The following is a 26879-nucleotide window of genomic DNA, read 5'->3' on the forward strand; positions in this document are numbered from 1 at the left end:
GACACAACTGACGTCGAATCATTTTCAGGCCGGAAGGGTAACCTTCCGGCCTTTTTTGTCTAATTAACCAGGCCGACAAAGATGGGAATGGTCAGGGCCGAGGCCACGGTTTGCACGGTGATGATGGTTGCCATGAGGGTGGTGTCTCCGCCGAGTTGTCGGGCCAGAATGTAGCAGGAAGATGCTGTGGGCAGTGCGCAGAACAGCACGGCAACTGTGAGCGCCGGACCGTCGACCCCGAGCAGGATGCACAGGGCCATGGCCAGCAGGGGGAAGACCATCAGCTTGATGGCCGAGGACAGTGCTATGCCGGGCAGCCCCTGAGCAATGCTGCCGGGTTTGAGTCCTGCCCCCACGGCCAGCAGCCCCATGGGCAGGGCGGCACGGCCGATGACAGCCAGGGTGTCATGAAAGGCACTTGGCAGAGGCAGGCCCGATGCATTGAGTGTGAAGCCTGCCACGCAGCCCAGAATCAGGGGATTGCGCATCAGTTCCAGCAGGAGTCCCTGGCTTGAGCCACTGGCCTTGGAGCCATAACGGGCCAACACCGGTACGCAGAGCAGATTATTGAGGGAGACAATGGCCAGCAGGGCCACTGCGGACAACGCGATACCCTGATCTCCGAACATCGCGGCTGCACCAGCCAGACCCACGTAAGTGTTGACGCGGATGGAGCCTTGAAAGACCGAGGTAAAGGCAGGACCCTCGAAAGGCAGTCGACGGCGCAGGGCGAGAAGGCCCAGAGCCGTGATCAATCCAGTACCAATCAGAGCCGTGGCCATGGCTGTTGCTTCGGTGCCGAACTCGGCGGTGGACAGTTTGTTTATGAGAAGTGCCGGAAAAAGAACGAAATAGGTGATGCGTTCTGCCTGGGGCCAGAACCCTTCGCCAGGGAACCGGAAGCGGGACAGGGCATAGCCCAGCAAAATGGCCGCAAATACGGGCGCGAGTGCAGAAATCACAATGTCCTCCCAATGGATGGGGTGCACATCTGGATCAAGATCGGCGCAGAATAGTCCAATTCAAGGGAGGCGACAATATGCGCAAAGCCGGTGGTTTGGCTCAATACCGAGACGATTTGGCGAGATGCCTCGGCAAGGTGCCCATTCCTCTGGTTTGAGGATGTGGTTCGGATCATCAGACAGTGTTTCCGCAGTGAGGATAATCTGGAGCACTGCCCGTAGGCTTCAGCTCAATCCGCAATCCTGCTCTGTCTGAATGAGTTGAAGGCTAGCGTCAGGCAGACAGCGAACAGGGCCGAGCTGACTCCCAGCGCGGTGTTCCAATAGGGCGGTGCCGACAGGGCCAGCCGGATAAGCAACGTGGCCAGAGCCAGCCCGGAGTTGCGAAAGACCGCCTCGAAGGAGGGGCGGTAACGCTGGGAGATGAGCACCACGAAGATGTCCGAGAAGATGAGTACCGAGTAGAAGACCAGGAAAAAGTGCAACAACTCTCCGTGAGAGGCCAGTTGCCAGGCATTGAAAGCTCCGAGGCTGACGAAGATAGCCAGCAGGAGCAACGCCAGGACCTTTTTGGTAATGACGAAGGCGTACAATGCCGCTCCATCCTTGGTGTGTTCACGGTGGCGCTGCAGCCGCAGGTAAAATCCCAGAAGCAGGAACACGGCCAGAGCCCCGAATCCGTCGGTCATGATGCGACCCAGGATGTCAAAGTCATCGGGAAAGGTCAGGGTCCCATGGAGATTGACCAGTTCCTTGAAGGAACTTCTGAGTAGGATCAAGGACAGGATTTCGAACTGTTTGCCCATGGATCTCGAAAAGGACTTGGGCAGAATGAAGATCATGCTGACAACTTCCACCACCAGCATCAGGGTAAAGGCAACGTTGATGGCGTAGAATGGATTGTCGGGCACGATAGTGGAGAGATGCGGTGGCAACAGGCCGAGCTTGTCGATTTCAACGGCGATCAGCGTGCCGATGAAGGACAGGGCCAGCAAAGTGACCACGAATCTGTGAGTGGCTTCGCGCTCCCATTTGCAGTGCAACCAGTCAAAAACATTGGCTCCTGATTCCAGAGCCAGATACATCAAGCGCATTATTGGTCCTATTCCAGGCCCTGGTTGCGGAGGTGCAGGCCAAGTTTTCTGTCAGTTTTCAGGATATGGTTGATGAGCCATTGTTTGAGATATTCCAGCATGTCGCGGCCAACCTCGCCTCCACCGGCGAGATAGTCTCCAAAGAAATCAGCAGCCTTCATGCTGCACTCCATGTGCTGCTCCATGTGTTCATCAAATTCAGGATAGCTGGTGCTGTCCATGAATTGCTCTTCGGTGGAAAAATGATACCGGGTGTATTCGCTGAATTGATCTGCGGCTTTTTGAACTGCATCGGGCTGGCAGGCATCGCCGGAACAGGTCTCATGCAGGCTGTTCATCAACTCGAGGAGTTCCCTGTGTTGCTGGTCGATGGTTTCGACTCCAACGGACATTCGCTCGTCCCATTGCACAAAAGCCATTATTCCTCCCGGTTCCAGGCGATGATGAAAATGGGGTATTCAACCACTTACCAACGCTAGCAATGTGATGACGCCTTGGCAAGTCTCGTGGTGCAATGCCACTTGCCTGTGACTCAGCCTTTGGTGCATAGTCTTTAACCGTCGAGCAGGGCGAAATCGTGAACAAGCGGGAAGGGAATGAGCGACAAGTCGATATCGGATGCGGTTCGGCATCTGGAGCAGATGAGAGATGAAGGGTTTTTGTCCGAAGAGCAGTTCGGCAGGGAAGTTCGTGAATTGCTCAAACGCCGTGAAGCGGATGATCTTCCTCCGCGGTCTGAAGTGGATGATCTGCCCCTAGAGGATTCGCTCTTGGGACAAATGGTCGGGCACAGCCGTCCCGTGGAATATGACGACCAGGATATCGTTAGCCCGGATACGCCCACCATCAGTGGATTGGAGCTGGAAATACCAGACACCGCTACTCCTGCCTATATGCCGCATCATATGACTCCCCTGCCTCCAAAGGCCCCGCCCAAGGAAGCTGGACGCGTCATCATCAGGGGCAATGCTCCATGGGATGACAAGGGCGGAGAACGGGTCAACCTGGATGGGCACAAAAAACGGAATGAGGAAGAAAACAAGGGGCCAGACAACGTCAGTGAAGTGCACAAGCCACTGGATCCCATCCAGAGGGAGCGACTGGCTCGTATGGCGAGCCGAACCAATCGGATGCTGAACAGACGCAAGAATCCCGAGGTTGCCTTTTTGTTGTCCCTGCTGTGGCCGGGGCTCGGTCATGCCTATTTTGGCAACCTGGGCATCGGAGTCCTGCTCATGCTCTTGAGCGGCACCGGATGGGTTGGAGTCTTTTTTGAGGAGTACTGGGTACTGAATATTCTGGTGCCCATGGGGTTGCTCTCTGCTGCTCTGGTTCATCGCAACATCCAGGCACACAATCGCTACGTTGATTTGAAGGAGGCAGCCGAGGCACGGCGTGTTCCTACGGAATCGAGCCTCAATGTCGAGAAATCCATTCGCGCAGCGGGAGCTTCCGCCGCGACCTCCCAACGTTGACAGCGAACAGCTTCTGTTCCAAAGAGGGCTCCGGCGGGCATGGTCTGCCGGAGTGTTTTCGTTGGAGCGACATGTTTTATTACTCGAATTCTGGAATTGAACCGCAATGCAGCCCGCAGCACCGTTTCGTATTCTGATTGTAAGCCTGAACACCGGTGGTACGCAGGTGGTGAATCATGGAGGCAGTGCCGACTGCCTGGGGGGCTCCGGGCTGGCGGCCTCCTTGTACGAGCGTTATGGTCATCCCGAAGAGCCTGCACTGTCTCCCTGCCAGCCATTGATTTTCGCCATTGGCCCGCTGACGGGCCTGTTCCCCATGATGAGCAAGGTCGTCTGCGGTTTCGTGTCGCCGCATACCGGACAGTATGCCGAATCCCATGCGGGGGGGCGTTTGCCGTGGGCCCTGAAATTGGCCGGCATTGATGCCCTAGTCATTACAGGCCGGGCACCTGGGATGTCATGGTTGGGAGTGGACAGAGCCGGGGCTGAGGTTCGTGAAGGGGCTGAACTGGCTGGACAGGAACCTGCCGTTGTTCACGCGCGGGTGCGGGCAATGCTGACGGCCCGTCCGGGGCGGACCTCCGTGGCCTGCATCGGGCCTGCTGCCGAGAATGGGTGTACCTTTGGCTGTATTACCGTGGACCGCCATCGTCATTTTGGTCGTCTGGGTGCTGGGACCGTGCTGGCGTCCAAGAACCTCAAGGCCTTTGCCGTGGTGGGCGATGATCGGCGTCTGGGTGGGTTCGGATCGGGCTACAAGACCTTGCGGCGCACAATGCACGACCTTGCTGCCAAGTCACCCTCCATGGAGAAGTATCGGGGGGTGGGCACGGCACAGATCATTTCATCCCTGAATGCTTTGGGTTCCTTGCCCTGGAGAAATCTGCGGGCCACCAGCCGTGAGGGCATCGAGGCCCTGTCCGGGGAGCGAATGCCCGAGGCCGTTCCCGTGCGCAGAGCGGCTTGTACGGGATGTCCTGTTGGCTGCATCCGTTTGGCGGTCATGCCCGGGGGCGGTGGTGATGTGGGGTTCGACTTCGAGCACATGGCCTGTTGTGGTTCCATGTTGGCGCTGTCCGACCCGCATGAGGTACTGAGCCTGCTGACAGAAGTGGAGCGTCAGGGCATGGATGTGATGTCTGCTGGCGGCTGTCTCGCCTGGGCTTGTGAAGCCAGTGAGAAAGGAATTATCGGCGTTGCCGAGACCGGTATGGAATTGCGTTTCGGGGATGCACAGTCCCTGGTCAGGGGGCTGAGGCTGCTTGGACGGGGTGAGACTCCATTCTGGAAGGAACTGGCACAAGGGGTGAAAAGTGCTGCTCGTGTCTATGGAGGCAAGGACTTTGCCTGTGTCCTGGGGCAGGAAATGGCGGGCTACGCCAGCGGTCCCACATTCTTTGCGGCGCAGGCCATGAATTTCAGGCATTCACATTTGGATAACGCCTGTTACTCATATGACCTGGAGTGCGGCGGGCCGCCCGAGGACGCTGTGCGTTTTCTGCTGCGCGACGAGCATCGCAGGGTCATGGTCAACTGCATGGTGGGCTGTCTGTTCGGACGGCACATCTACAGTACCGATGTGCTGGCTGAGTGTCTGGATAGTGTCGGACATTGGGAGGCAGCTTCACACTTGGACGAATTGGCAGAGGACGCACGCCGCCGTCGCTGGCGGTTGAAATTTGCCACGGGATTCAATCCTGATGCGGTGCGACTGCCCAAGCGTTTTTCCGAAGTGGTCACGCCTAACGGTGCGGTCACGGTCCAGGCCTTGGAAGCGGTGCGAAGCCAGTATGCCAAAGCCCTGGAACAGATGTTGGGTGCCGAAGACTGAGAGAGGAGGCCTGTGGCTTAGGCCGATGTCTCCTGCTCCAGCAATTCTTCCTTGCGGGCCTGAATGGCTTCTTCCACAAGATCGGCCACATCTGCCGTGTCAGGTGGCTCTGGTGAGTCCAGCATGGCCATTTGCACGTTCAGTTCACGCATGATGCGGACTTCGTCGGTATTGAAGTATCCCTTCCAGGCTTTAACGGCTTTGTCTGCCTTCTTCAGGCGGCAGTATGCCAGTCCCAGATAGAGAGAGCTGAAGTTGTCCTTTTTGGCTTCACGTAGCACGCGTTCAAACTCCACTCTGGCCTGCAGGTGGCGCCCCATGCGGTAGTGGCAGTAGGCGAGACGTTTGCGTGCCTCGATGTGGGCGGGAAAGAGCTGGACGCATTCGCGGTACAGGGGCCAGGCCGTTTCGTAGTCGGCCTTGGCGTAGGCGGCATTGCCCGCCACGAAAGATTCTTTGGCCTTGGTGGCATCGTCCTTGGTGACGCCCTCGGTGGCGGCGGCAAGGGTAGAGAATTCCTGCTTCTTCTCCCCTTCATCTTCGTCACGACGTAGGCGGCGCAAGCCGGCAAATAGAAAATCCCTTCTGGATAGGGCCTTATCTTTTTTCTTGGACACGTAGGTACTCCTTGGCCTGAGATGGAGGGCAGAATACCTGAATGAGCGTATGGGTCAACTGGTCGATGGTTTGAGTGGATTATGACGAGGAGGAGTCAAGCAGGCTGGCTCCAGACACGGCGAGAAGCACCTCGATGCTTTTTGCGCTGACAGGACGACTGTAGAGATATCCCTGGACGAAATCGCAACGTAGGCGGCGTAATTGGTCGGCCTGATCCTGGTCTTCCACGCCCTCGGCAATGACATCCAGACCCAGGTTATGGGCTAATTTGATGATTGTCTTGATGATTTCAACATGCTCTTTGCCCTGAGAGATGCGGTTCACAAACGAACGGTCCACCTTCAATGTGTCCAGAGGGAACCCGTGCAGGTAGGCCAGCGAGGAATAGCCCGTTCCGAAATCATCGACCGACAGTCTGCAGCCGATGGTTTTGAGGGCGGCCAGGGTACTGTTGGCAATATGGGCATTTTCCATGACTACGGTTTCCGTGATCTCCAGGTGCAGATGCGCGGGGGCCAGAGCCGTTTCCTCAAGAATGTCCTGGATTTTGTTCGCAAGGTCGGGCTGGGTGAACTGTCGAGCCGATAGGTTGACGCTGACAAAGCCCAGCGGGCATCCCGGGTACGCCTGTTGCCAGTCTTTGAATTGCCTGCAGGCCTCGCGAAGTGCAAATTCACCAAGAGGGATGATTAGGCCGGTGTCTTCGGCCACGGGGATGAATTCTCCAGGATAGATCTTACCTCGCTCAGGGTGCTTCCATCGGGCCAGGGCTTCAACTCCGGTCAATATGCCGGTACGAAGATCTGCAATGGGCTGGTAGTGCAGGTAGAATTCCTGTTTCTCCACCGCCTGCCTGAGGTCGGTTTCCAACTGTTGAAGCTGTACGGCACGGTCATGCATGCTGGCCTGGAAGACTTCGACGTGATCGGCGCCTTTCTGCTTGGCCTGATGCAGGGCAATTTCGGCATCGCGCAGCATGAAATCGGGACGTTCATGGCCTGGGGGGCCCATGATGACGCCGATGCTGGCGGTGATATGAATTTCTTGTTCCCCTGTGTTTATGGGACGGCGAATGGAGGCCTGAAGGCGTTGCGTTGCGGTCAGAGCTGAATCTGCGCTGACATCTTCTTCCAGCAGTATGGCGAATTCGTCTCCACCGACACGGCAGATGGTGTCCACACCACGCATCGTATCTACAAGGCGGTGAGCAGTGGCCATGATCAGTTGATCCCCCACCACGTGTCCCAAGCTGTCGTTGACCACTTTGAAACGGTCCAACCCCATATACAACAGTTGGAAATTGTATGACTTGTCTCGCTTGGCGCGTTCCATGGCATGGCCGATCCGCTCCTGGAGCATGGAGCGGTTGGGCAGGCCGGTCAGCTTGTCATGATAGGCTTGATGAATGAGCTGACGTTCGGCTTTTTTACGTTCGGTAATGTCGGTATAGATCGCGTAGGAGCCTTGCCGCTGCCCGTCAATCAGGATGGGGTAGGCGATGAGGGCGACATCGACGGAGGAGCCGTCTTTATGCTGGCGCACGGTTTCAGTGATGATGAATTCGCCCCGTGCCAAGCGGGTTGAAATTTCCATGGCATCAGTGGCATCCGGGGGAGCAATGATCTCGTTCAGGGCAACGCCTGTTGTCTGATCAGAGTTGTAACCGAAGATAGTTTCAAATCCCTTGTTGGTGGACTGGATGCGTTCGTCGTTGTCCACGATGGCGATGCCTTGGGGCGAGTTTTCATAGAGTTGCTGGAAGTAGGCCGTTTGGCGCTGGCTTTCCTGTTCTGCCCTTCGGCGATCGCTAATGTCATTGTAGACAACGTAAGCGCCTTTGATTTCTTCTTCGATCAAGATGGGATAGGCGATGATATTGACCTGAATGAGCTGGCCGTCCTTGCGCCTGCGAGCGATCTCGTATTGGACTGTTTTGCCCTGTCGCAGAGCCGCGGCTCGTTGTTTGTGCACAGTCATTTCTCTTTCAGGCACAAGAATCTGATCGGTGGTCATGCCGATGGTCTCATCCTCCGTGAAACCGAAAATGGCCGTGAACGCGGCATTGATCTTGGTGATTTCAGCGTCGAGGTTGAGCATGACAATGGCCTGGGGTGAGTTTTCGAAGAGCTGCTCAAAAAAGGCCTTTTGCTGTAGAATTTCCTGCTCTGCCTGTTTGCGCTGTGTGATGTCGGTGTAGATGACATAGGCCCCATGAAATTTGTCATCCACGAAAATGGGGTAGCCCAGAGCGGCTGTCTGGATGGCGTGCCCGTCCTTGTGCAGGCGGGAACCCTCTGTCTGAAGCCATTCACCTGCTCTGATGCGGTAGGCATTGCGAATGTTTTGTTCGTGGTCTTCCGGGGGGAGGAGCAATTCATGGACATAATGACCGCGAGCTTCCTCCTCGGACCAGCCAAACAGTTTTTCGAAGGCTCTGTTGACGCCCACGATCAGTGCTTCGTCATCGGTCATGACGACACCCTGAGGTGAGTTTTCGAAGAGTTGTTGGAAATAGGCCGCCTGACGTTGGGTTTCCTGCTGGTTCTGTTTCCACTGGGTGATGTCACGGGCGATACCCAGTACATAGCGCCCTTCAGGGCTTTCAAAGGTGCTGAGGCTGACCTCCGTGTCCAGAAGAGCGCCGCTGGCCGAGACGGCCTGCCATTCGATGGTGAAGGACTCCCCGGCCTGAGCCCGCTTGAGAGAATCAAGAGCCAATTGTTCTGAGGAGATGCCGCTAGGTTGTCGGGGAGGGCCAAGAAGCTTCGGAGTCATGCCGATGATCTCGTCGCGAGAGTAGCCCAGGCGGTCGATGGCCTTTTGATTGACGTCTACGATTATGCGGTCTTTGAGAATCAGGATCATGTCCTGCGCTGTGTCAAATAGGGCCTGATAGCGTTTGTGGCTGGCATCCAGAATTTGAACCTGGTTCTTGACCCGCCTCTGGAGCAGGATGTTCCAGAGGAAAATCGAGAACACGATGGCCACGATTGCAGATATCCATTTCTGGTAGTGACGAATCTGGCTCGGGAAATTGCGTTCCATGGTCGGGGTGCCAACCCATTTTTGTTCAATGCGCAACACCTCGTCTCGCGGCATGGATTCCACGGCCTTGGACAGGATGGAATGCAGGAGCGCATCGTCCTTGCGGACTGCCAGGCAGCCCGGTTCGCTCTTGATGGTGCCAACGGCTTTGATGTTGGTGATATTTTCTTTGGATAACCAGAAACGGGAGAGCATGTCGTAACTTACGGCTGCATCGACCTCTTTGTTCTTGAGGGCTCTGAGCTGGTCGATGGTTCCCCTGTAAGGCACAACGATCACCTCGGGGTACTTGAGGATTTCGTCAATGATGGATGTCCCCTGAACAACCGCGACTCGACGCCCTGCAAGGTCCGCCGGAGAATGGACACCTTGAATATGGCTCAGGACGTAGAGCGATGTGCTGTGATTGTTCACTGCCTGGGTGAACAGGAAGTGCTTCATGCGCGAGGGGGTGGGCGTGGCGTCGGGAATCATGTCCACTTCTCCCCGCTTGAGCATCTCGACGATGTCTACCCAGGCCGCAGGGACAAATGTAAGTTCCAGCCCGGTGTGCAGAGCCAGCAGGCGAAGATAATCGACAGTCATTCCCATGACGCGATTGTCGGTATCAACGAATTGCAGTGGTTGAAAATCGTTGTCGATACCGACTCGTAGGTGTTTTTTGTGGGCGATGAAATTTTTCTCTGCTGCGTTCAGATGGAGTGTCCTCGGGCTGAGGATGAACTCCATGAGCCCGAAGGTTGCGGCGAAGCAGAGCAGGGCGACCAGCAGTATGTTGAGAAGACGTTTGAAGAATCTGTGATCGCTAAGAGCGTTGGTCAAGAGATGTTCTCCATCTGGTCTGGCCTTGCGCCCCAGAGGACGAATTGGCCTTTGCCTCTCTGCTTGGCGCGATACATGGCCTCGTCGGCGCGTTCAAGCAGGGTTTCCATGTCCTGTCCGTCTGCGGGGTAGAGGCTTCCGCCGATGCTGACTCCAATGTGAATGGGGTTCTTGCTGATGGCGTATTCGGCCCCAAGGGCTGTGATGATATCTTCTGCGATTTGGGCTGCGTCCTTGTGATTGCGGGTGTTGTGGATCAGTAGGGCGAATTCGTCACCCCCGATACGGGCCAGCAGGTCGGCGTCACGCAGTCGGGATTGGATGCGTGTGACGGTTTCGATGAGTACGTCGTCTCCGCCGCGATGTCCGTAAGTATCGTTTATATCTTTGAAATTGTCCATATCAAGAAAAAGCAGGGCCAAGCCGGAATTTGTACGCTTGGCCTGGGCCAGCATCTTCTCGAAGCTGTGGTCGAAGAAATGCCGGTTGGCTGCTCCCGTGAGGGGGTCACTGAAAGCCCGGCGCTCCAATTCCTGCTCGGAGCATTTGCGGTCGGTAATGTCCTGGAGGATGCCTTCGATGCCTGCGACCTTTCCATTTTTGTCCTTGATGGGGTGGCTGCTGAGGCTCAACCAGATTTCAGCGCCATCCCGGCGGCGCGCCTTTGATTCAAAATTCTTGACCTGTCCTTTTGTGGCGAGGAGCTCATAGAATCGGGATAGATCTGCCGGGTCGGCCACAAACGTCCTGATGTCATGGACTTCTTCAATGAGTTCGCGTGGGTTGGTGTAGCCAAGAATGTCGGCCAGGGCCTGATTCGCCTTGCGGAAGCGATGGTTGATGTCCGTGCGATAGATGCCCTCCATGGCGTTCTCGAAAATGGTACGGTAGCTTGCTTCCGCAGCCCGTAAGTTGCTCAGGGCCTTGTTGAGGTGGCGTGTTCTGCGTTTGACGCGGTCTTCCAACTCTTCATTGGCGCGTTGCAAGGCCATTTCATTAGACCGGAGAGAGTCGATCATGGTGTGGATGATCAGGGATGTGATGGCTGCGGAGGCGGTGAAAATCTGTAGGATATGGATGGAAAACGGATAGCCCATCTTGGCAAAGTGGCCTTGCCCGATCATGGTCCAGATTACGGCATAGACGAAGATCATGGCCAGCAGCAGAGTGATGATTCTGTGGCCGGTACGGAACGTGGCCCAGGCCATGATGGGGATAAAGACGAAGGGCAGAGGGTACTGGGCAAAGATGATGTGTCCTTCCGAGGAAAAGACAAAGTGAGACAGGACAGCGGCGCAGGCAAACATTCCGACCCCTTCCAGAGAGCGAAGAGTCGGGGGAAGATTGAGGGGAATGCGTGTCCATGCCGTGACCAATGGTGCCACGATGACGATGCCTGTCATGTCCGAGACATACCAGGTCCAGTAGGGCAAGGTCGCGTCTTCAAGGGGGTGGATTGAGCCCACCTTCAAGGAAATGATGCCCAGCAGGGCGGCTAGGAACGCGCTGAGCACCGGGCCTGCGAAAATGAACTGTAGCATCCCGTTGAGGGAATCGAGGAAGGAGTTCTTTCCAGTGACCTTGCGAAGGATCAGACCGCCAATACCAAGGCACAGGGTGTTGCCGCCCGCCAAAAGGAAGGCCATCGATGGAGTGTGCCCGGTCATCATGGCAGCCAGGGCGTCGGCAATGAGGATTCCGGCTGCGGGCGCAGCGCCCAGAAGATAGAAGGACACGAAACCGACCCCGGCAGCAGGCCAGACAGGGACCACGCTGTCGGGGAAAGGGGCGAGCGCCTGGGCAGCTCTGGCGAGCAGAAAGAAGGCCAGTCCTGGCAGGAGATATTTTGAGAAGAACCGCATCACGCCACCCTGGTTAAACTAGTTTGGTCTATTAACTGTTTACGCAATAACTGCCCGGGATGCAAAGCGACGGTATGATATCATCTTGCATGGGACATTGCGTCGCTCAGTTGGGAAGAGTTGAAATCAGGATGACTGTGGGAATTGTGGTGGAGAGTCTTCAGGACTCGATATAGCCGCCGGCAATGAGTTTGCTCGGATCACGATGGCAGGACATGGCCGTCAGCATGCGGGAGAAGCCGAGCTTTTCATAGAAAGCCTCTTTTCCGGGGACCGAATAGAGTATGACGTGTTCCACATCAAGTTTGTCCAATATGGCTTTCATCATGCCGTTACCCAGACCCTGGCCTTGATATTCCGGCAGGATGCAGAGATCATAGATCGCGGCCTGATAGACACCATCGGAGATGGCTCGGCCCAATCCGATGAGTGTTTCGCCATGGTAGGCGAAGCAAACGGTATGACTGGCCTCGAAGGCTTTTTTCAGACGTCCGGGGATGCGCATGCCTAGCGGCGCGCGCACAAAGACCTCGGCAGCCTCGTTCCAATCTACTCCATTGCAGTCAAATTTGAGAGTGTGGCCCATCATGTTCTCCCTGTCTGCCGAGGTCCTACCCGAGGGTGCTTTCGGGGGCAAGGCCCGAGCTTGATGCCTGGCCTCCGGCAGTGTATGCCTGCACCTGCAAACTCGTACCCTGGAGAGACCCATGCAATATGTCATTCCCATCGTACTTGCCCTGCTTGGGCTGTTGTCCCTCAATCTGATTCGAGTGGGAATCAGGACTGGTAAAATTCAATCCCGGTTGCTGAATATTTCCCGCGAGGAATCGGCCTTTTCTTTCTGGTCTGCCATTATTTTTCAGATCCTTGTCTCGGCTCTGTGCTTTGTGGGGGCCTACTGGCACATGGAACTCAGTGGTGCCATCTAGCATAATCAAATTCTTCCACTTTTTCCGCTGATCGAGTATAGTAAAACCATGGCCGGAGTTTTTCCTGTCATGGTCGCGGAGGTGGTTTTGATGGATAAGCATCTGCTGGTTACCCTGAGCACGGACCCCAGTGCCCTGTGCGGGGTGCGTTTTGTTGCCGATTTTTTCAGTGCCCCGGAGCATCTCCGGCTGACCTTTTTCTATACCGATTCGGACCCGAAGTCCGCAGTGGCTGAAGCAGGTGGACATCTGCTTCAGGAGCTCAGCTGTGATATCGACTCGTCGCAGAGTCCTGTCAGTGGCGCTCTGGAAAAGGCACGGCAACTTCTGTGCGGCAAGGGCTTCGGGGCCGGGCACATGGAAGCAAAGATCGTTTTCAAACGATATTCCAAGATCATGGATATCATTCTTGAAAGCGAAAAGGGCCTCTATGACGCCTTGGTGCTTGGGCGCCGCGGGCTGACCCGTCTGGAGGAGGCCTTCGGGTCCAGCGTGAGCCGTGGGGTGCTGGAAAAGCATGTGGGTGCCCCGTTGTGGATTTGCCGCAACGTTGAAGAAGGTCGCAAGAACGTGCTGCTCTGTGTGGACGGCTCAACCTCAAGCCTGGCCATGGCGGACCATGTGGGCTTCATGCTGGAGCATGAACCGCGACATGACGTGACAATGCTGAGCATTGTTCCCAAGAATGGTGACGAGGGGCGAAGGCAGGCCGAGAAGGCTCTGGAAGGGAGCATGGCGGCCCTACTGGATAATAATCTTTCCGAGGAGCGCATCTCCGCGCGTATCGTGGAATCCAGAAAAATATCTGAAACAATTCTGGAGGAGGCTGATGCGGGGCGCTATGCGGTGGTGGCCATGGGCCGGACCGGAGTCGGGCAGGGGCGTTTTCCCCGTCTGTTCATGGGATCGGCCAGCGATACGATCTATCAGCAGCTTGAGGGCGCTGCCCTGTGGGTTTGCCGCTGACGGGATATCCGGGTTCTTCGGAATATTCCTTTTGACTTGCTATTTCCTTAGTGAAAAACTCGGGTTTGCGGGTGTTTGAAAAAAAGAGCAGCCGTGCTACAGACCCGACGTTTAAGCAACTAATGGGCCGCGTCCCGCCGGTTTTTTTTACCGCTGGCGGGCAAGCGACCGGACGATACTGCAAGGAGAAAGTCTTCATGCCCAAGAAAATTGTGATTATCGGGGCCGTGGCCCTTGGGCCCAAAGCGGCCTGCCGTGCCCGTCGCCTTGACCCGGAAGCCGAGATTACCGTTGTGGACCGTGACTCCATTATTTCCTATGGCGGCTGCGGCATTCCTTATTATGTCAGCGGTGATATTGCCGAGGTTAAAGAGTTGTGCTCCACAGTGTACCACGCCGTGCGTGATCCGGAATTTTTCCGGCAGTACAAGCGGGTCAATGTCCTGACCAGGACCGAAGCCATTTCCATTGACCGCAAGGCCAAGACCGTACTGATCAAGAGCCTGGAGACCGGTAAGGAAAGTGAACTCGAGTACGACAGCCTTGTCTTTGCCACCGGGTCCACTCCCTTCGTGCCGCCGGTTCCCGGCCATGATCTGCAGGGTGTCTTCACCGTTTCCAACCTGCACAAAGCCACACTCATCAAGGATAAGATCGCGGCTGGCGAAATTGATAATGCCGTCGTGGTTGGCGGTGGTGCCATTGGTCTTGAAATGGCCGAGGCCCTGACTGCGCTGTGGGGGATCAAGACCACCGTGGTGGAAATGTGTGATCACGTTTTGCCGCAGGCCTTTGGCCCCGGGCTGGCACGGATGGTGGAAAATCATCTGCGTGAGAACGACGTGGATGTGATGTCCTCCACCCGTCTGTTGGAGATCAGCGGCGATGCCGATGGTCGTGTGGCTGGAGTCAAGACAGACAAAGGAGAGATCCCCTGCCAGTTGGTGATCTTTGGTGTGGGCGCACGTCCCAACACGCAGATCGGTCAGGAGGCCGGACTGGCTGTAGGACCGTGGGGCGGTTTGCTGGTGGATGCGCGGATGCGTACTTCCGATCCCAGCATCTATGCTGGCGGCGACTGCTGTGAAGTCCGCAACCTGATTACCGGTGGGAGCAGCTATCTGCCGTTGGGTTCTCTGGCTAATCGTCAGGGCCGTGTCATTGGCACCAATGTGGCTGGCGGCAACGAACGTTTCGAGGGCGCTGTGGGCACGTTCTGCCTGAAGGCTTTCGAGTTGGGCGTGGCCAAAGCCGGATTGACGCTCAAACAGGCCCGCGACGCCGGGTTCGATGCCGAAGAGGGAATGGTGGTTATGGCCGACCGCGCGCATTTCTTCCCCGGGAACGAGCTGATGTTCATGAGCCTGATTGCGGATCGCAAAACCCGCCGTGTATTGGGTATCGAAGCTGTTGGTCCACAAGGCGATGCAGTCAAGGCCCGGGTTGATGCCGTCGCCGTACTGCTGCCCCACAAGCCTGATCTGGATGATATTTCCAATCTTGAGGTGGGCTATGCTCCGCCGTACGCATCGGCCATGGATATCGTTAATGCTGCGGGCAATGCCCTGAAGAACATCATGGATGGGTTCAGTGATCCCATCGATCCGGTGACCTTCCTGGAGATGCTCGAGGATGAGAATAACGTGTTTTTGGACGTGAGAGCCGAAAAAGTCTCCAGAAAGATGCAGGCCATTTACGGTGATCGTTGGATCTGCCTGCCCCAGGATGATCTGCCTGCGCGTTGGGAAGAACTGCCCCGTGACAAACGCTTGCATGTGTTCTGCAACACAGGGTTGCGCTCTTACGAGAGTCAGTTGTTCCTGCGCGAGAAGGGCTTCACTGATTTGAAGAACATTGCTGGTGGCTATGCCACGGCACGTTTGCTCAAACCCGGAATCGACGAAAAGTAGCCTTTCCGATCAAACATAAATCAGCCCTCGTGCCTGTTCTGGTGCGGGGGTTTTTTTGTGGTTTGCCATTCTGGAGCCCCTTTGGTTTTCATGAACCTTTGCTCGTGTTAGGGTTATCTGGATTCCTGTAGGTGAGCGAGAGGTGGGCCATGAGCAATGAAGTGAAGTTGACCGTCCCGGCGGACAGACGTTTTTTGGAAGGCATTCTGGATTTCGTTTCAGACTATGCCAAGGTCATGGGCATTCAGGGGCGGGAGCAGGATGAAATCCGCCTTGCCCTGGAAGAGGCTCTGGTCAATGTCATCGAACATGGTTTCGCGGGGGGAGCGAAGGAGTCGTTTCACCTTGAAATGTCCGCCTCAGGTGGCGGGCTGACATTTCTTGTCAGGGAACGGGGGCTGCCCTTTGATCCCGATGTTCTGGAACAGACAACAGCAGGGGACGTTAGCGAGGGGGCGCCGATCAAAGGCTTGGGATTGAAAATTCTCAGGCGTTACATGGACGAGGTCAGTTTTCGAAGTCTGGGGGTGGAAGGCAAGGAGACAAATCTGGTCAAAAGACTCTCCTTTGAGGATGAGCCCTTGCCGGAGGAAGAGGTTCGTGTTGAGCAACCACCTCTGCCCGAGGACTTGCACTTTGATGTTCGGCGCATGCGTCCGCACGAGGCTCTGGAGGTGGCGCGGTTGGCGTACCACGCCTATGGCTACACGTATAGCAAGCTCCAGATCTATGATCCGTCTGTTATTCGGCTCATGAATGATCAGGATACTCTGGCTTCCTTCGTGGCGGTAACGGATGAGGGCGAAATTATGGGGCACGCGGCGCTGGTGCACCATGATGAATCACCCAAGGTTCCCGAATTGGGTGTGGTCTTTGTGAACCCCCGGTTCCGTAAGCGTGGCTGCATGAAACGACTGACAGCCTGGCTGGTGGAGGAAGCACGACAGCGCAAGGCCTATGGCTTGTTTGCCCAAGGGGTGTGTAGCCATTCCTATTCGCAAAAGGCTCTGCATGATGTTGGGCTTCAACCCTGTGTGTTGCGCCTGGCTTGTGCTCCGTTCAGGGAATACAAGGGAATTGACGGGGTACAGGGGCGTGAAAGCTTTATTACCTGTCATCGCTACATCAACGCTGGCCCGGGCAAGCCACTTTTTTTCCCGCAGGAACATGCCGAAATGCTGACCAGGATTTATGGCTGGCAGGACCGTGGGGTGAGTGTGAGTATCGTTCCCAAGGGGTTGGAGCTTTCCGATCGGCCATTGTCTCTGGATTTCAACATGGATTCAAAGTCCACGGCCAGCATGCGAGTTAGGCGGTATGGCAAGGGTATTGCTGCTGAAGTCCTGCTTCGGTTGCGTCAGGCCTGTCTGGAACGCATGGATGTGGTTTTTCTGGGGTTGGATCTGTCGGATCCGCTTAGCGCACAGTTGGTGCCCGAATTTGAGAGCATGGGGTTCTTTTTTGCGGGGGTGATGCCCGGTGGTGGAGGCAAGGATCATTTGATTCTGCAGTATCTGAACAATGTGAAGCTTGATTTCAGGGCGCTTCAGGCCGGCAATGATCAGGGACGTGAGTTGATCACCTATGTGCAGGGATGTGAGGCAAAGTCGAAGTCTTGAATCACTGGTTTCAGCCAAAATACAGCCCCTCGGACAAACAAGGTCCGGGGGGCTGTGTTTTTTCAATGAATCGCTCGTCGAGGCGGATTGATCGTATGGTTATTCCATCTGGCTGGCCGGGACGTACAGAGGGCAATATTTGCCTTCCAAGCGCACAAAGACGGTTTCCGGCCAATGCATGCTCCGGACGTCGATCCGGGGGTTGGTGATGTTGTCGAGAGTGTAAACAGCCAGCAAAGTCAGCATCAGGAAGAGAATGGTCAGACGCAAGCGGTGGACTCCTTCGCGGAAAATGTTGCCAGTCCCGATGGCATGAGCAATCACTGTGCCTGATCGACGTTTTTCCGGGATTACTTAACATCTGAAAATATTGAGAATTATCTATATCGATTGGAGGCGTGTTGATCGTGAAGGTGATGGTTCTCCAATAGCCCGAATCTGTTGATATTTAGATGAGGGGCTAGCCATGGTTGTGGCACTTGAATGTGCGAAAATACGTTCTTTTTTACACCGATAAGTCTGATATGGTTGATGAAATGATGTTTTTCTGATTACTTGCTTATGCAAATGAAAATGGAGAGGTAGTATGAGTCATGTGATATATCCGAGGAGGGATTCATGATCGACCGACGTATGATGGTGTTGGTGTCGCTTGTGGCGTTGTCGCTGGTGTTGGGGGCTTGTACTGTCCATATGACGGGCACGGGGGAGAACTCCGTGAATGCGACAGCCATTCCATTTAATAAAACGTATGACTTCAGCACAAATCCTTCGTGGGACCCGGCAACCAGCGGCGATTATGGAACCGGTCTGGCGCTGGTTGATATCAATGGTGATAATTATCCGGACATGGTTGTTTCCAGCGGCAATGACAAGGCCCTGCAATGTGTGCAGGTCTTTTACAACGACAAGAACGGAAATTTCAAAACAAGTCCGGATTGGCATTCCACAGATCGCCAGCATCACGGGCTGCTGGCTGTGGGCGATATTGATGGCAATGGCTATGTGGACGTTGCTGTATCTGTCTTCCTGGGGAACCAGAGCGAATATGTGGGTGGTGGAGCCAAGGTCTACATGAACCATGGACCGCCGAATTTTCTTGAGACGACCCCCTCCTGGCAGGTGACGGGCTTCCCCTCCTTTGGTCTGGACCTTGGGGATATTGACGGTGATGGTGATCTGGATCTGGCTGTGGCCTGCGGCGAACCCATTCCCGGTATCGAGAGCTTCGCCAAGTGCTCGTTTGAGGGGCAAGCCTCACGTGTGTCTGCGCGCAACAAGGTTAATGCGAACCCTGATCCGCCGTTCAACTGCCAGCAGGTGGTGTATCGCAATGACGGTGGAACGTTGGGGAGCACGCCGTGGTGGAAATCCGACGATGCCTATGTGGCTATGGCTTGCCAGTTTGCAGACGTGAACATGGATGGACTGCTTGACTTGGCATTCCCTGCGGCTCCGGTCAGGGTCTACCTCGGCCAGCTTGACGGGACCCTTGCCACTTCTCCTTCATGGCAGAGTGTGGATATCAACTATTATGGCAACGGCATTGATTTTGCCGCCACCATGCACCCCAGCTGGGCTTCGCGGCCCGATACGGTGCCGACTCTGGCGACTTCAGCCAACAATTATATTGGTAACGGTCGGGGAGGATTCTCCCTGTATCGTTTTCTGGACCCGTATATCATCCGCTATGCCCCGCATGTGAGCGTCCCGGACTGGCAATCAGCTCAGGGAGGCTGGGGTTCAGCCGTGCTGTTGGCTGACCTGAACTCGGACGGCAATCTTGATCTGGTGACCCACCGCTGGAATGAACCCGGTCGTAATGATCTGGATGGAACCCTCCTTGTGTATACTGGCGACGACGCCATGGTCTCCGCTACCCCGCAATGGGAGTCCGATTCCGTGTCCGTGATCGAGCATATCAGTGCATCGGACCTGAATGGAAAGGATACGTTTTATGCGACGACAACGTTCGAGGTCACTCAGGACTGGATTAATGACCATTGGCTTCCCGGGCAGAGTCAGGTGGGGATGCATGTGGTGTATCTGCCTCACCAATTGGTGGCAGATGTTTTTTCAATCACCAAGAATGGTCAGGCTCTCACGGCTCGTACTGATTATACCGTAGTGCCCGGTCGAAATTACGTCTCCTTCAACGTCCCCTTGCAGTTGAACGACAAGGTGGTCATTGCCTACTTCTCGCCCTTGAATCCGGATTTGATTTACACCAACTGGAACTGCGAGAAGGGAAATTACATCTATTACAACACGAACGGCTATAAATAAGCGCGTGCTCAAACAAAAAAGCCCCCCGCCTCGGGAGAAGGCGGGGGGCAGGTGTTTCAGGACGCACCCGAGAGAGAGGAGAGGGCGCGACCGAAAGCTGCTTGATTAGATCCAGTCGTCGTCCTCCTCGATGGGGGCAAATCCGCGCCGCATGGTGTTTTCGCATACGGTGTACGGGTCCATGAACTGCAGCAGATAGTCGGGGCCTCCGGCCTTGGAGCCGATGCCCGACATGTTGTAGCCTCCGAAGGGGTGCCGCTCCACCAGCGCGCCGGTGTTGTTGCGGTTCAGGTACAGGTTGCCCACGTGGAATTCGGTGCGGGCGCGTTCCAGATGCTTCGGGCTGCGGCTGAACAGTCCGCCGGTCAGGGCAAACTTGGTCGAGTTGGCATAGTCGAGAGCCTGATCGAAATCCTTGGCCCGCATCACGGCCAGCAGCGGCCCGAAGACCTCTTCCTGGGCAATACGGTGTTCGGGGGTGATCCCGTCCACAATGGTCAGCGGGACGTAGCAGCCCTTGTCCAGATCAACGTCTTCGGGCATGCGCTCCAGCAGGATGTTTCCTTCCTTTCTGGCCAGTTCCACATATTCCATGATGGATTTCTGTGCATTACGGTCCACGACCGGTCCCATGTAGTTGGCCGGATTTTCGGAGGCACCGAGCTTGATGGAGCGTGCGGCCTCCACCAAGCGTCCGACGAACTTGTCGTAGACGGCGTCGAGTACGATGACTCGTGAGCAGGCCGAGCATTTTTGGCCCTGGAAGCCGAAGGCCGAGTACAGGGTGTTGCTCACGGCCTCGTCCAGCTCTGCATCGTCATCCACGATCAGGGCGTTCTTGCCGCCCATTTCAGCGATGACCTTCTTGCAATGAATCTGTCCCGGAGCAGGCACTGCGGCCTTGTGCATGATGCGCAGCCCCACTTCCATGGAGCCGGTAAAGGCGATCATGTTCACATCTTTGTGCTCCACCAGATAGTCGCCCATGATTGAGCTGCGGCCCGGTGTATAGTTGAACACGCCATCGGGCAGCCCCACAGCCTTGAAGGCCTCGACCAGTCCATAGCCGACGATGGAGGATAGCCCCGAAGGTTTGAACAGGACGCAGTTTCCGGTCACGATGGCACCGGCGGTCATGCCGCAGGAAATGGCCAGCGGGAAGTTCCATGGGGCGATGACAGCAGCAATACCCTTGGGCCTGTACTGATACAGGCTCATCTCGCCCGGGGCGTGCCCCATGCGTCGTGGTTTGCCAAGGCGGATCATTTCACGGGCATAATATTCCAAGAAATCAATGGCCTCACCCAGATCGGCGTAGGCCTGATCCCACTGCTTGCCCACTTCCAGCACTTGCAAGGCGCTCATGTCGAAGATGTTTTCGCGCATGTATTGCGCGGCCTTCATCATGTATTCGGCGCGTTCTGCGGGTGGTGTATCGCGCCAGGCGGGCAGAGCCTTCTTGGCAGCGACGATGGCCTGTTCGATCTCCTCGGTCCCGGCCTGGCAGATATGCCCGAGGACTTCGTTGGTCCTGGCCGGGTTGTACGACTCCATGGTGTCTGTAGTGGTGATGTCCTGACCATTGATATAGAGCGGGTAGGTTGTGCCGAAACTGTCGCGAATTCGTGCGATGGCCGCGGGGAAGGCCCCTCGCTCGGCGGCCACGGTGAAGTCTACCATGCGTTCGTTGTCAAAGCGCGCAAGACCTTCGGGCCTGGGCTTCTCGGGCAGGGCTGCGCGTTCTCGCTCGGCCGTGTCAGCTGGGTTTTCCAGCAAGCGGGCCACGTCGGCCTCGTCGGCAAAGCTCTGCTTCAGGAACGACTCATTGGCCGTGTTTTCCAGCAAACGGCGCACAAGATAGGCCATGCCCGGGATCAATTCGCCATAGGGGCAGTACAGGCGAACGCGCTTGGCGACCTTCTGCAGGCCCAGACGAACGGGTTCGGCCATGCCGTAGAGGACCTGGAATTCAAAGCGATCATCGGGCACGTTCAAGGTCTTGGCGGTTTCAAGGACCGCAGCGATGGTGCGCACGTTGTGCGAGGCGCAGGCCAGTCGGCAGATATTGCTGTGTTCCAGAATATATGTCGCGTTACGCTCAAAGGCGGCGTCAGATTCGGCCTTGATGGTGTAAACGGGGATGTCCCAGCCGTTTTGCTTGGCGCGTACGGTCTCGAAATCCCAGTAGGCACCTTTGACCAGACGGATGGTCATGGGCAGGGCTTCGCCCTCGGCCCAGGCTATCATGTTGCGTACGTCTTCATCGGTGCATTTGAGATAGGTCTGGAAGACAATGGCCAGGTGCGGGTAGTTGCGGAATTCGTCGTGAGAACGAAGCTTCTTGAACAACTCCATGGTGATCTCACGGTATTCCAGGGACTCCATGTCGATGCACATGGCGCCGCCCAACTCGATGACCTTGCGGTAGACCGGAGCAAGGCGCGCGAATAGCGCATCCACGGAGCCTTGGATGTCCCGGGGTTTCATCTGCGAGTAGAACCCAGTGGGTTTGATGGACAGGTTCACCACTGGCTCGCTGTCCCAATCCAGACCGTTCTTGGATCCTTTGAGAGGCTTGAATTTGTCTTTGGCATCCTTCAGGGCATCCAGCAGTTCCAGATGCTCCTGCATGCGCTCTTCGGCTTCGGTCTCGGACAGGGTTGCCTCACCCAGCACGTCGATGGTGAAGGCGAAGCCGTCTTTGCGGAGGTTGACGATGTTCTTGACGGCTTCCTTGGACTGCTGACCGACGATGAACTGGCGCCCCATCTTCTCGATGTTGGAGGAGATGGCCTTGGCCATGATCTTGCCACCCAGCTTGCCAGCCAGACCGGCACTCTTCAGGCCTGCCTTCATGACCGGCGGCAGATCGCCGGACTCGGAGGCGAAATATTCTTCGATGTGGCGGACCAGGGATTCATTGCTGGAGAGGGTGGGCAGCACGTCCACAAAGCGAAAGAGTTTCACCTTGAAGTCTTCGTTCTTCATGGACCAATCCATGACCTTGCCGGTCCACCAGCCCTTGTTGAAGATCGACGGAGCCTCACCGCTGATGCTCTGGAAGAATTCCTTGCCTCGGACAATGATTTTAGGATCGATTTCGTTGTGTTCCATGAGGTCCCCCGTATCGGTCGGCTTTAGTCTTGAGTGTCGTTAGTGATGGCGAGCTCGATGGTTTCCTTGACGGAACCGAGCACGATGGTGGTGCGAGTGTCGCGTACCGAATCAATGCTGCCGATCTTGCGCAGCAGTTTCCCCAGGTCTTCGGTGTCCCCCACACGGACCTTGATCAGATAGGCGTCCTGTCCGGCAGTGTGATGCACTTCAAGAACTTCGGGCAGTTCGGCCAGTTCTCGCCCGGATCTGGTGGAGCCCACCGCATCCTCGGCATGAACATAGGTGAATGCAGTCAGCCCCAGCCCCAGCGCTTTTGGATTGATCCTTGTTTCATATCCAAGGATCACACCGTTTACCTCAAGCTTGCGGATGCGCTCCAGCACGGCGGAGGGCGCCTTGCCCACCTGCCGTGCTATTTCCGCGTTGGAGATTCGGGCGTTGCCCTGCATCAGGGTCAGTATTTGTCGATCAGTATCGTCCAGGCCGTTCTTTCTCATAGTGGAGTTATAAAATTCCAAAAAACCTACATTGTCAAGAATGAAGTTCTATCTATACTGAAAAAACAGAACTATATTCTGCCAGGATGGTTTATTAGAGAATATACAACGTTTTTGATGGTTCATTCTCTCTGGGGTCTTTGGGGTATCGAAGATCCTATGTTTCCGTCTGGTAGAAACGGCTCTTTTTGCTTGAGTATACTGAAATTATACTGGTAGAGTAGGGGATAATCATGCCTCATCTGTCTGGTGTGCATCGGGTGCTGTATACTGCGCGCGACTCGATGGCAGAGGGGTATTTGTTCGCATAAGCCGTTCACGTCCGAGGACGTACCCCAAAGGGCTCAGGAGCTTCGATATGAAATTGAGAACCAAGCTGACCGGGTTTCAGGTGCTGGCAGTTGTCGTGACCATCGTCCTGCTGTGCATCGTATTCATTTTTCAGTTGAACCAGTATGCCGACGGGGAAATAGCCTCATATCGTGAGCAGTCCATGGAACGGGAAAAGAAACAGTTGGACGAACTGGTGGGCATGGCTTCCAAAACCATTGAGGAATACCATCGGCGGTCCCAGGATATCGACGGATTGAAACAGGCGACCATGGCCGGTCTCAAGCGTGTTGTGGATTCCGTGGTCAGTCAGGCCGAGAACGAACTCAAGGCTGGCGATGGCCCGCAAGTTCGGGCAACGATCAAGGATTTGGTCGAGGCGGTGCGCTTCGACGGGGGCAATTATCTCTGGATCAATGACATGGACGTCCGCATGGTCATGCACGGGACTAATCCCGCCTTGAACGGCAAGGATATGTCGCAATTCAAGGACCCCGAGGGGACCTACCTGTTCAGGGAGATGGTCGAGCTTTGTCGTCGAGATGGGGCCGGAATGGTGTCCTATCTTTGGGCCAAGCCCGGAGAAACCGAGCCCAAGCTCAAGGTTTCCTATGTTCGGTTGATTCCCGAGTTGGGATGGATTTTCGGTACGGGGGCGTGGATTGAGGATGTGACCGCCCAGATGCAGGCTGAGGCAGCTCAGCAGGTTTCGGCCATGCGTATGGAGGATGGCAATTATTTTTGGATCAACGATCTGGATTCGATCATGATCGCGCATTCCAGTGAAGACTTGATCGGCAAGAGTCTTGCCGGTCTGCAGGATAAGCGTGGCAATTACATGATTCGCGATATGACCGAGTTGGCCAAGTCCAAGGGAGAGGGCTTCCTCACCTATTGGTGGTCCAAACCTGGCAGGGAAGGCGAATATCCCAAGCTCTCGTATGTGCGAATGTTCGAGCCCTGGCAGTGGGTTGTGGGGATGGGAGTCTATACTGATGCCATTGACGTGGCGGTAGCCGCCAAACAGGCAGCGGTGTCCAAGACGGTCAACCGCATGTTGATCCTGATTGTGATCGTGGCGGTGGTACTGGCTTTGCTGGCTGCCGTGTCGGGATTGGTCTTTGCGCGCGGAGTGACCAATACCATTGGTGCCGAACCTCTGGAAATGGCGGATATTGCCGGGACAATCGCCGAAGGTGATTTGACCCGAGACATGAATACGGACCAGCCTGCACTCGGTGTCTTTGCAGCCTTGAAGCGTATGGCTGAGAATTTGGTAGGTATCGTAACTGACGTCAAGAACGCTGCAGAGCAGGTGGCTGCCGGTAGCGAGGAGTTGACCGCCAGTGCCGAGACATTGTCTCAATCCGTGACCGAGCAGGCAGCGGCCATTGAACGGGTGACCGGTTTGGTTTCGGATATGAACGACGGGATCACCCGCAATTCTGAGAATGCCCGGGAATCCGAACGGATCGTTCTCCGGGTTGCCGAGGAGGCTCAGGAAGGTGGCGAAGCTGTGGATATCACGGTGCGAACCATGAAGGAGATTGCTGAAAGGATATCCATCATCGAGGAAATTGCCCGCCAGACAAATCTGTTGGCCCTCAATGCTGCCATTGAGGCTGCTCGTGCCGGTGAGCATGGCAAGGGATTCGCTGTGGTGGCTTCTGAGGTTCGAAAGCTTGCTGAAAAGAGTGGGCAAGCCGCAGCCGAGATCTCTGAACTCTCGGCGCAAAGTGTGGATGTGGCCGAGCGCGCAGGGGCGATCATCGGCAAGGTGGTGCCCGATGTGCGGCGTTCAGCTGACTTGGTGCAGGAGGTTGCCGCTGCCAGCGCCGATCAGACCGGGCAGGCTGCACGCATTACGGATTCCATTCGCGAAATGGATCAGGCTGTGCAGTCCAATGCTTCATCGGCTGAAGAGTTGGCTGCTACTGCCGAGGAGCTCTCCTCCCAGGCGGTGCAGTTGCAGCAGACCATGGATTATTTCACTGTGGCTGGCAATAATGGCCGACCGGTTGTCCGTGTTGCTGGTCAACCAGTGCAGGCATTGCCCTCTGGGGACGATGCCACCGGTCTGGTCAAGTATTAGGGTTGGGATTCATTCCAAAGAATAAGGCGCGAAGGCATATGCCTTCGCGCCTTTTGTCATGTTCGAGAAGTGGAGCTAGCCTTGGCGAATGGATGCTGTCTGGAGTTGCTTTTTCAGGTATTCCAGCAGCAGGGCGCTGACGCGTTGTTCGCGGTTCAGGGCCTTGGCGTAGCCGCCGCCCTCCATGATTTTGGCAAAGGTTCGTCGCGACAGTACCGGGTGGTTTTTCCAGACGCGCTCCATTTGGCGGGCGTAGTGTTTGATCCGTCGGTCCAGTTCATTTTCCGACAGGGCCAGGAGTTCCTTGGTCTTTGCCGCCAATTCGCCGGCAGCTGGCAGTAGGTCGGATTCGATGACCGACCGGAAGGCCCTGGCAAATCGCTTGCAGCCTTCAAGGATGTGGCTGCCCTTGACGACGTTCATTCCCGCCCATCCAGCGCGGAGCCACTTGAAAATCATGTTGGTCGTGGTTCCGTCGGGCTCCTCCACGAAGACAGAGACGGACCATGAGTCATACATATAGGTGTCCATCCAGCCGATGGCCCCCTGGGTCAGGCCTTCCTTGCCGGAGTAGAAATAGTTCCATTTGTTGTCATCCAGAACCACGCCCTTTTTGCCCACTTCGGATTCGCCGTCCTGGCGGGAGACGGAGACCAGCACATTGCGCCCCTGATGCTGGAACAGGGCGAGCATGCGCTGCAGGTCATAGCTGTAATAACCACCTGAGAACGTGTCAGGGGTGATTTCCTCGTATTCACGCCCGCGCAGAACCAGGGGGGTCGCTGATGCCGGAAGCTGCTGATGAAGCGGTGTTTGCAGATTCAGGATGTCGCTTTCCGGGTACCATTGAGACAGACGCACAACCGACGGCAGCACGAGGTAGGCGGGCACGTCAGGGTTGTAGGCGTATTCCAGGATGCGAGATAGGGGGCTTGCGACCTGTTCGCGCAGTGCCACACCTTTGGCTCCGTCCATGGTCGGTAGGTCGAGCTCGGCAGGGCCATCAGACGTAACAATGTCTGCCAGGGTGGCCATGGCCTCGGTGGGTGAGGCTGCCTGAGGATTGTCCACCGCATTCAGGATGGCTTGGACGGCCTGCACTACGCTTTGTCCGGTCGGGTCGAGCTGTTTGGTGGGGGCTGTCTTGTTTCCGCTCAGGGTGGCAAAGGCGTCACTTTGCTCGGCCATGACTCCGCTCGGAAGGAGCAGGAGCAGGCTGATGAGAAGCAGGGTGGCAATTGTGACTTTTTCGAAGAGGCTGAATGCCGGCCAGCAGATACCTATAGTGTTTTTCATTCGTGTCTTTTTCCTAGGGTCCGGAGTACGGAAGATAAGCTCGTACGATCTTGGTTCCGGGCTCTTATGGTAGTCATGAAACCAGCTAATGGCAAGCTTCTGCGCGGGAGCCTGCGACGGCATGAAGG

Annotated in this window: 19 protein-coding genes; 8 read left to right on the top strand and 11 right to left on the bottom strand. The window is 56.0% G+C overall.

All coding sequences use genetic code 11. The features are described 5' to 3' along the window. Window positions 1-59: 59 nt before the first annotated feature. From EL361_RS00195 to EL361_RS00205, 3 genes are all read right to left on the bottom strand, one after another. Entirely contained in the window at window positions 60-962 is a 903-nt protein-coding gene (locus EL361_RS00195) for an AEC family transporter (RefSeq protein ID WP_232034822.1), read from the bottom strand. Between the two features lie 230 nt (window positions 963-1192). After that, window positions 1193-2056, bottom strand: a complete 864-nt coding sequence (locus EL361_RS00200) for a hypothetical protein (protein WP_126375578.1) — start codon at window positions 2054-2056, stop codon at window positions 1193-1195. Between the two features lie 8 nt (window positions 2057-2064). Further along, complete coding sequence (locus tag EL361_RS00205; RefSeq protein ID WP_126375579.1) at window positions 2065-2475, bottom strand: bacteriohemerythrin; 411 nt, start codon at window positions 2473-2475, stop codon at window positions 2065-2067. 177 nt (window positions 2476-2652) lie between these two features. On the opposite strand from EL361_RS00205, the gene EL361_RS00210 reads away from it, so the two are divergent. Beyond that, a complete protein-coding gene (locus EL361_RS00210) occupies window positions 2653-3531 on the top strand; it encodes a TM2 domain-containing protein (protein ID WP_126375580.1) in 879 nt (292 codons plus the stop codon). 106 nt (window positions 3532-3637) lie between these two features. Continuing rightward, a complete protein-coding gene (locus tag EL361_RS00215; protein WP_126375581.1) occupies window positions 3638-5362 on the top strand; it encodes an aldehyde ferredoxin oxidoreductase C-terminal domain-containing protein in 1725 nt (574 codons plus the stop codon). A 17-nt stretch (window positions 5363-5379) separates the two neighbouring features. On the opposite strand, the gene EL361_RS00220 is transcribed toward EL361_RS00215, so the two are convergent. The 4 genes from EL361_RS00220 to EL361_RS00235 all read right to left on the bottom strand — a co-directional run bounded on the left by EL361_RS00220 (window position 5380) and on the right by EL361_RS00235 (window position 12298). Beyond that, window positions 5380-5979, bottom strand: a complete 600-nt coding sequence (locus EL361_RS00220; RefSeq protein ID WP_172961562.1) for a tetratricopeptide repeat protein — start codon at window positions 5977-5979, stop codon at window positions 5380-5382. A 79-nt stretch (window positions 5980-6058) separates the two neighbouring features. Then, window positions 6059-9847: a PAS domain S-box protein gene (locus EL361_RS00225; protein ID WP_126375583.1), complete on the bottom strand. Its 3789-nt coding sequence runs from the start codon at window positions 9845-9847 to the stop codon at window positions 6059-6061. Further along, window positions 9844-11709 (bottom strand): sensor domain-containing diguanylate cyclase, encoded by a 1866-nt coding sequence (locus EL361_RS00230; RefSeq protein ID WP_126375584.1) that lies wholly within the window; start codon window positions 11707-11709, stop codon window positions 9844-9846. The genes EL361_RS00225 and EL361_RS00230 overlap by 4 nt, the downstream gene beginning before the upstream one ends. A 160-nt stretch (window positions 11710-11869) precedes the next feature. Further along, window positions 11870-12298, bottom strand: a complete 429-nt coding sequence (locus EL361_RS00235; RefSeq protein WP_232034824.1) for a GNAT family N-acetyltransferase — start codon at window positions 12296-12298, stop codon at window positions 11870-11872. A 118-nt stretch (window positions 12299-12416) separates the two neighbouring features. Between EL361_RS00235 and EL361_RS00240 the strand changes: the two genes are divergently transcribed. The 4 genes from EL361_RS00240 to EL361_RS00255 all read left to right on the top strand — a co-directional run bounded on the left by EL361_RS00240 (window position 12417) and on the right by EL361_RS00255 (window position 17133). Further along, window positions 12417-12638 (top strand): hypothetical protein, encoded by a 222-nt coding sequence (locus EL361_RS00240; protein WP_126375585.1) that lies wholly within the window; start codon window positions 12417-12419, stop codon window positions 12636-12638. A 90-nt stretch (window positions 12639-12728) separates the two neighbouring features. Continuing rightward, a complete protein-coding gene (locus tag EL361_RS00245) occupies window positions 12729-13604 on the top strand; it encodes a universal stress protein (protein ID WP_172961563.1) in 876 nt (291 codons plus the stop codon). Between the two features lie 197 nt (window positions 13605-13801). Then, window positions 13802-15514, top strand: coding sequence for an FAD-dependent oxidoreductase (locus EL361_RS00250; protein ID WP_126375587.1), 1713 nt, complete (start codon window positions 13802-13804; stop codon window positions 15512-15514). Between the two features lie 149 nt (window positions 15515-15663). Further along, the gene (locus EL361_RS00255) at window positions 15664-17133 is read left to right on the top strand and encodes a GNAT family N-acetyltransferase (protein WP_126375588.1); all 1470 of its coding nucleotides are present in this window, start codon (window positions 15664-15666) and stop codon (window positions 17131-17133) included. A gap of 99 nt (window positions 17134-17232) precedes the next feature. Here EL361_RS00255 and EL361_RS17010 read toward each other — a convergent pair whose 3' ends face one another. Further along, window positions 17233-17403, bottom strand: coding sequence for a hypothetical protein (locus EL361_RS17010; protein ID WP_172961564.1), 171 nt, complete (start codon window positions 17401-17403; stop codon window positions 17233-17235). A 348-nt stretch (window positions 17404-17751) separates the two neighbouring features. Between EL361_RS17010 and EL361_RS00260 the strand changes: the two genes are divergently transcribed. After that, the gene (locus tag EL361_RS00260; protein WP_126375589.1) at window positions 17752-19419 is read left to right on the top strand and encodes an FG-GAP repeat domain-containing protein; all 1668 of its coding nucleotides are present in this window, start codon (window positions 17752-17754) and stop codon (window positions 19417-19419) included. Window positions 19420-19524: 105 nt separating this feature from the next. Here EL361_RS00260 and EL361_RS00265 read toward each other — a convergent pair whose 3' ends face one another. Further along, window positions 19525-22533: a proline dehydrogenase family protein gene (locus EL361_RS00265; protein WP_126375590.1), complete on the bottom strand. Its 3009-nt coding sequence runs from the start codon at window positions 22531-22533 to the stop codon at window positions 19525-19527. A 23-nt stretch (window positions 22534-22556) separates the two neighbouring features. Continuing rightward, on the bottom strand, window positions 22557-23033 hold the full coding sequence (locus tag EL361_RS00270) for an Lrp/AsnC family transcriptional regulator (protein ID WP_126375591.1): 477 nt from the start codon (window positions 23031-23033) through the stop codon (window positions 22557-22559). Window positions 23034-23391: 358 nt separating this feature from the next. Between EL361_RS00270 and EL361_RS00275 the strand changes: the two genes are divergently transcribed. Beyond that, complete coding sequence (locus tag EL361_RS00275; protein ID WP_126375592.1) at window positions 23392-25455, top strand: methyl-accepting chemotaxis protein; 2064 nt, start codon at window positions 23392-23394, stop codon at window positions 25453-25455. A 75-nt stretch (window positions 25456-25530) separates the two neighbouring features. On the opposite strand, the gene EL361_RS00280 is transcribed toward EL361_RS00275, so the two are convergent. Next, complete coding sequence (locus EL361_RS00280) at window positions 25531-26751, bottom strand: hypothetical protein (protein ID WP_126375593.1); 1221 nt, start codon at window positions 26749-26751, stop codon at window positions 25531-25533. Window positions 26752-26879: the final 128 nt, after the last annotated feature.

The sequence above is a fragment of the Desulfovibrio ferrophilus genome (genome assembly GCF_003966735.1).
GTDB lineage: Bacteria > Desulfobacterota > Desulfovibrionia > Desulfovibrionales > Desulfovibrionaceae > Desulfovibrio_Q > Desulfovibrio_Q ferrophilus.

Bases quoted from the DNA above. Each gene is read 5' to 3' on its own strand.
- EL361_RS00200 (WP_126375578.1), bottom strand. From the start codon at position 2,056: ATGCGCTTGATGTATCTGGCTCTGGAATCAGGAGCCAATGTTTTTGAC.
- EL361_RS00205 (WP_126375579.1), bottom strand. From the start codon at position 2,475: ATGGCTTTTGTGCAATGGGACGAGCGAATGTCCGTTGGAGTCGAAACC.
- EL361_RS00210 (WP_126375580.1), top strand. From the start codon at position 2,653: ATGAGCGACAAGTCGATATCGGATGCGGTTCGGCATCTGGAGCAGATG.
- EL361_RS00215 (WP_126375581.1), top strand. From the start codon at position 3,638: ATGCAGCCCGCAGCACCGTTTCGTATTCTGATTGTAAGCCTGAACACC.
- EL361_RS00230 (WP_126375584.1), bottom strand. From the start codon at position 11,709: ATGCGGTTCTTCTCAAAATATCTCCTGCCAGGACTGGCCTTCTTTCTG.
- EL361_RS00235 (WP_232034824.1), bottom strand. From the start codon at position 12,298: ATGATGGGCCACACTCTCAAATTTGACTGCAATGGAGTAGATTGGAAC.
- EL361_RS00240 (WP_126375585.1), top strand. From the start codon at position 12,417: ATGCAATATGTCATTCCCATCGTACTTGCCCTGCTTGGGCTGTTGTCC.
- EL361_RS00245 (WP_172961563.1), top strand. From the start codon at position 12,729: ATGGATAAGCATCTGCTGGTTACCCTGAGCACGGACCCCAGTGCCCTG.
- EL361_RS00250 (WP_126375587.1), top strand. From the start codon at position 13,802: ATGCCCAAGAAAATTGTGATTATCGGGGCCGTGGCCCTTGGGCCCAAA.
- EL361_RS00255 (WP_126375588.1), top strand. From the start codon at position 15,664: ATGAGCAATGAAGTGAAGTTGACCGTCCCGGCGGACAGACGTTTTTTG.
- EL361_RS00260 (WP_126375589.1), top strand. From the start codon at position 17,752: ATGATCGACCGACGTATGATGGTGTTGGTGTCGCTTGTGGCGTTGTCG.
- EL361_RS00265 (WP_126375590.1), bottom strand. From the start codon at position 22,533: ATGGAACACAACGAAATCGATCCTAAAATCATTGTCCGAGGCAAGGAA.
- EL361_RS00270 (WP_126375591.1), bottom strand. From the start codon at position 23,033: ATGAGAAAGAACGGCCTGGACGATACTGATCGACAAATACTGACCCTG.
- EL361_RS00275 (WP_126375592.1), top strand. From the start codon at position 23,392: ATGAAATTGAGAACCAAGCTGACCGGGTTTCAGGTGCTGGCAGTTGTC.
- EL361_RS00280 (WP_126375593.1), bottom strand. From the start codon at position 26,751: ATGAAAAACACTATAGGTATCTGCTGGCCGGCATTCAGCCTCTTCGAA.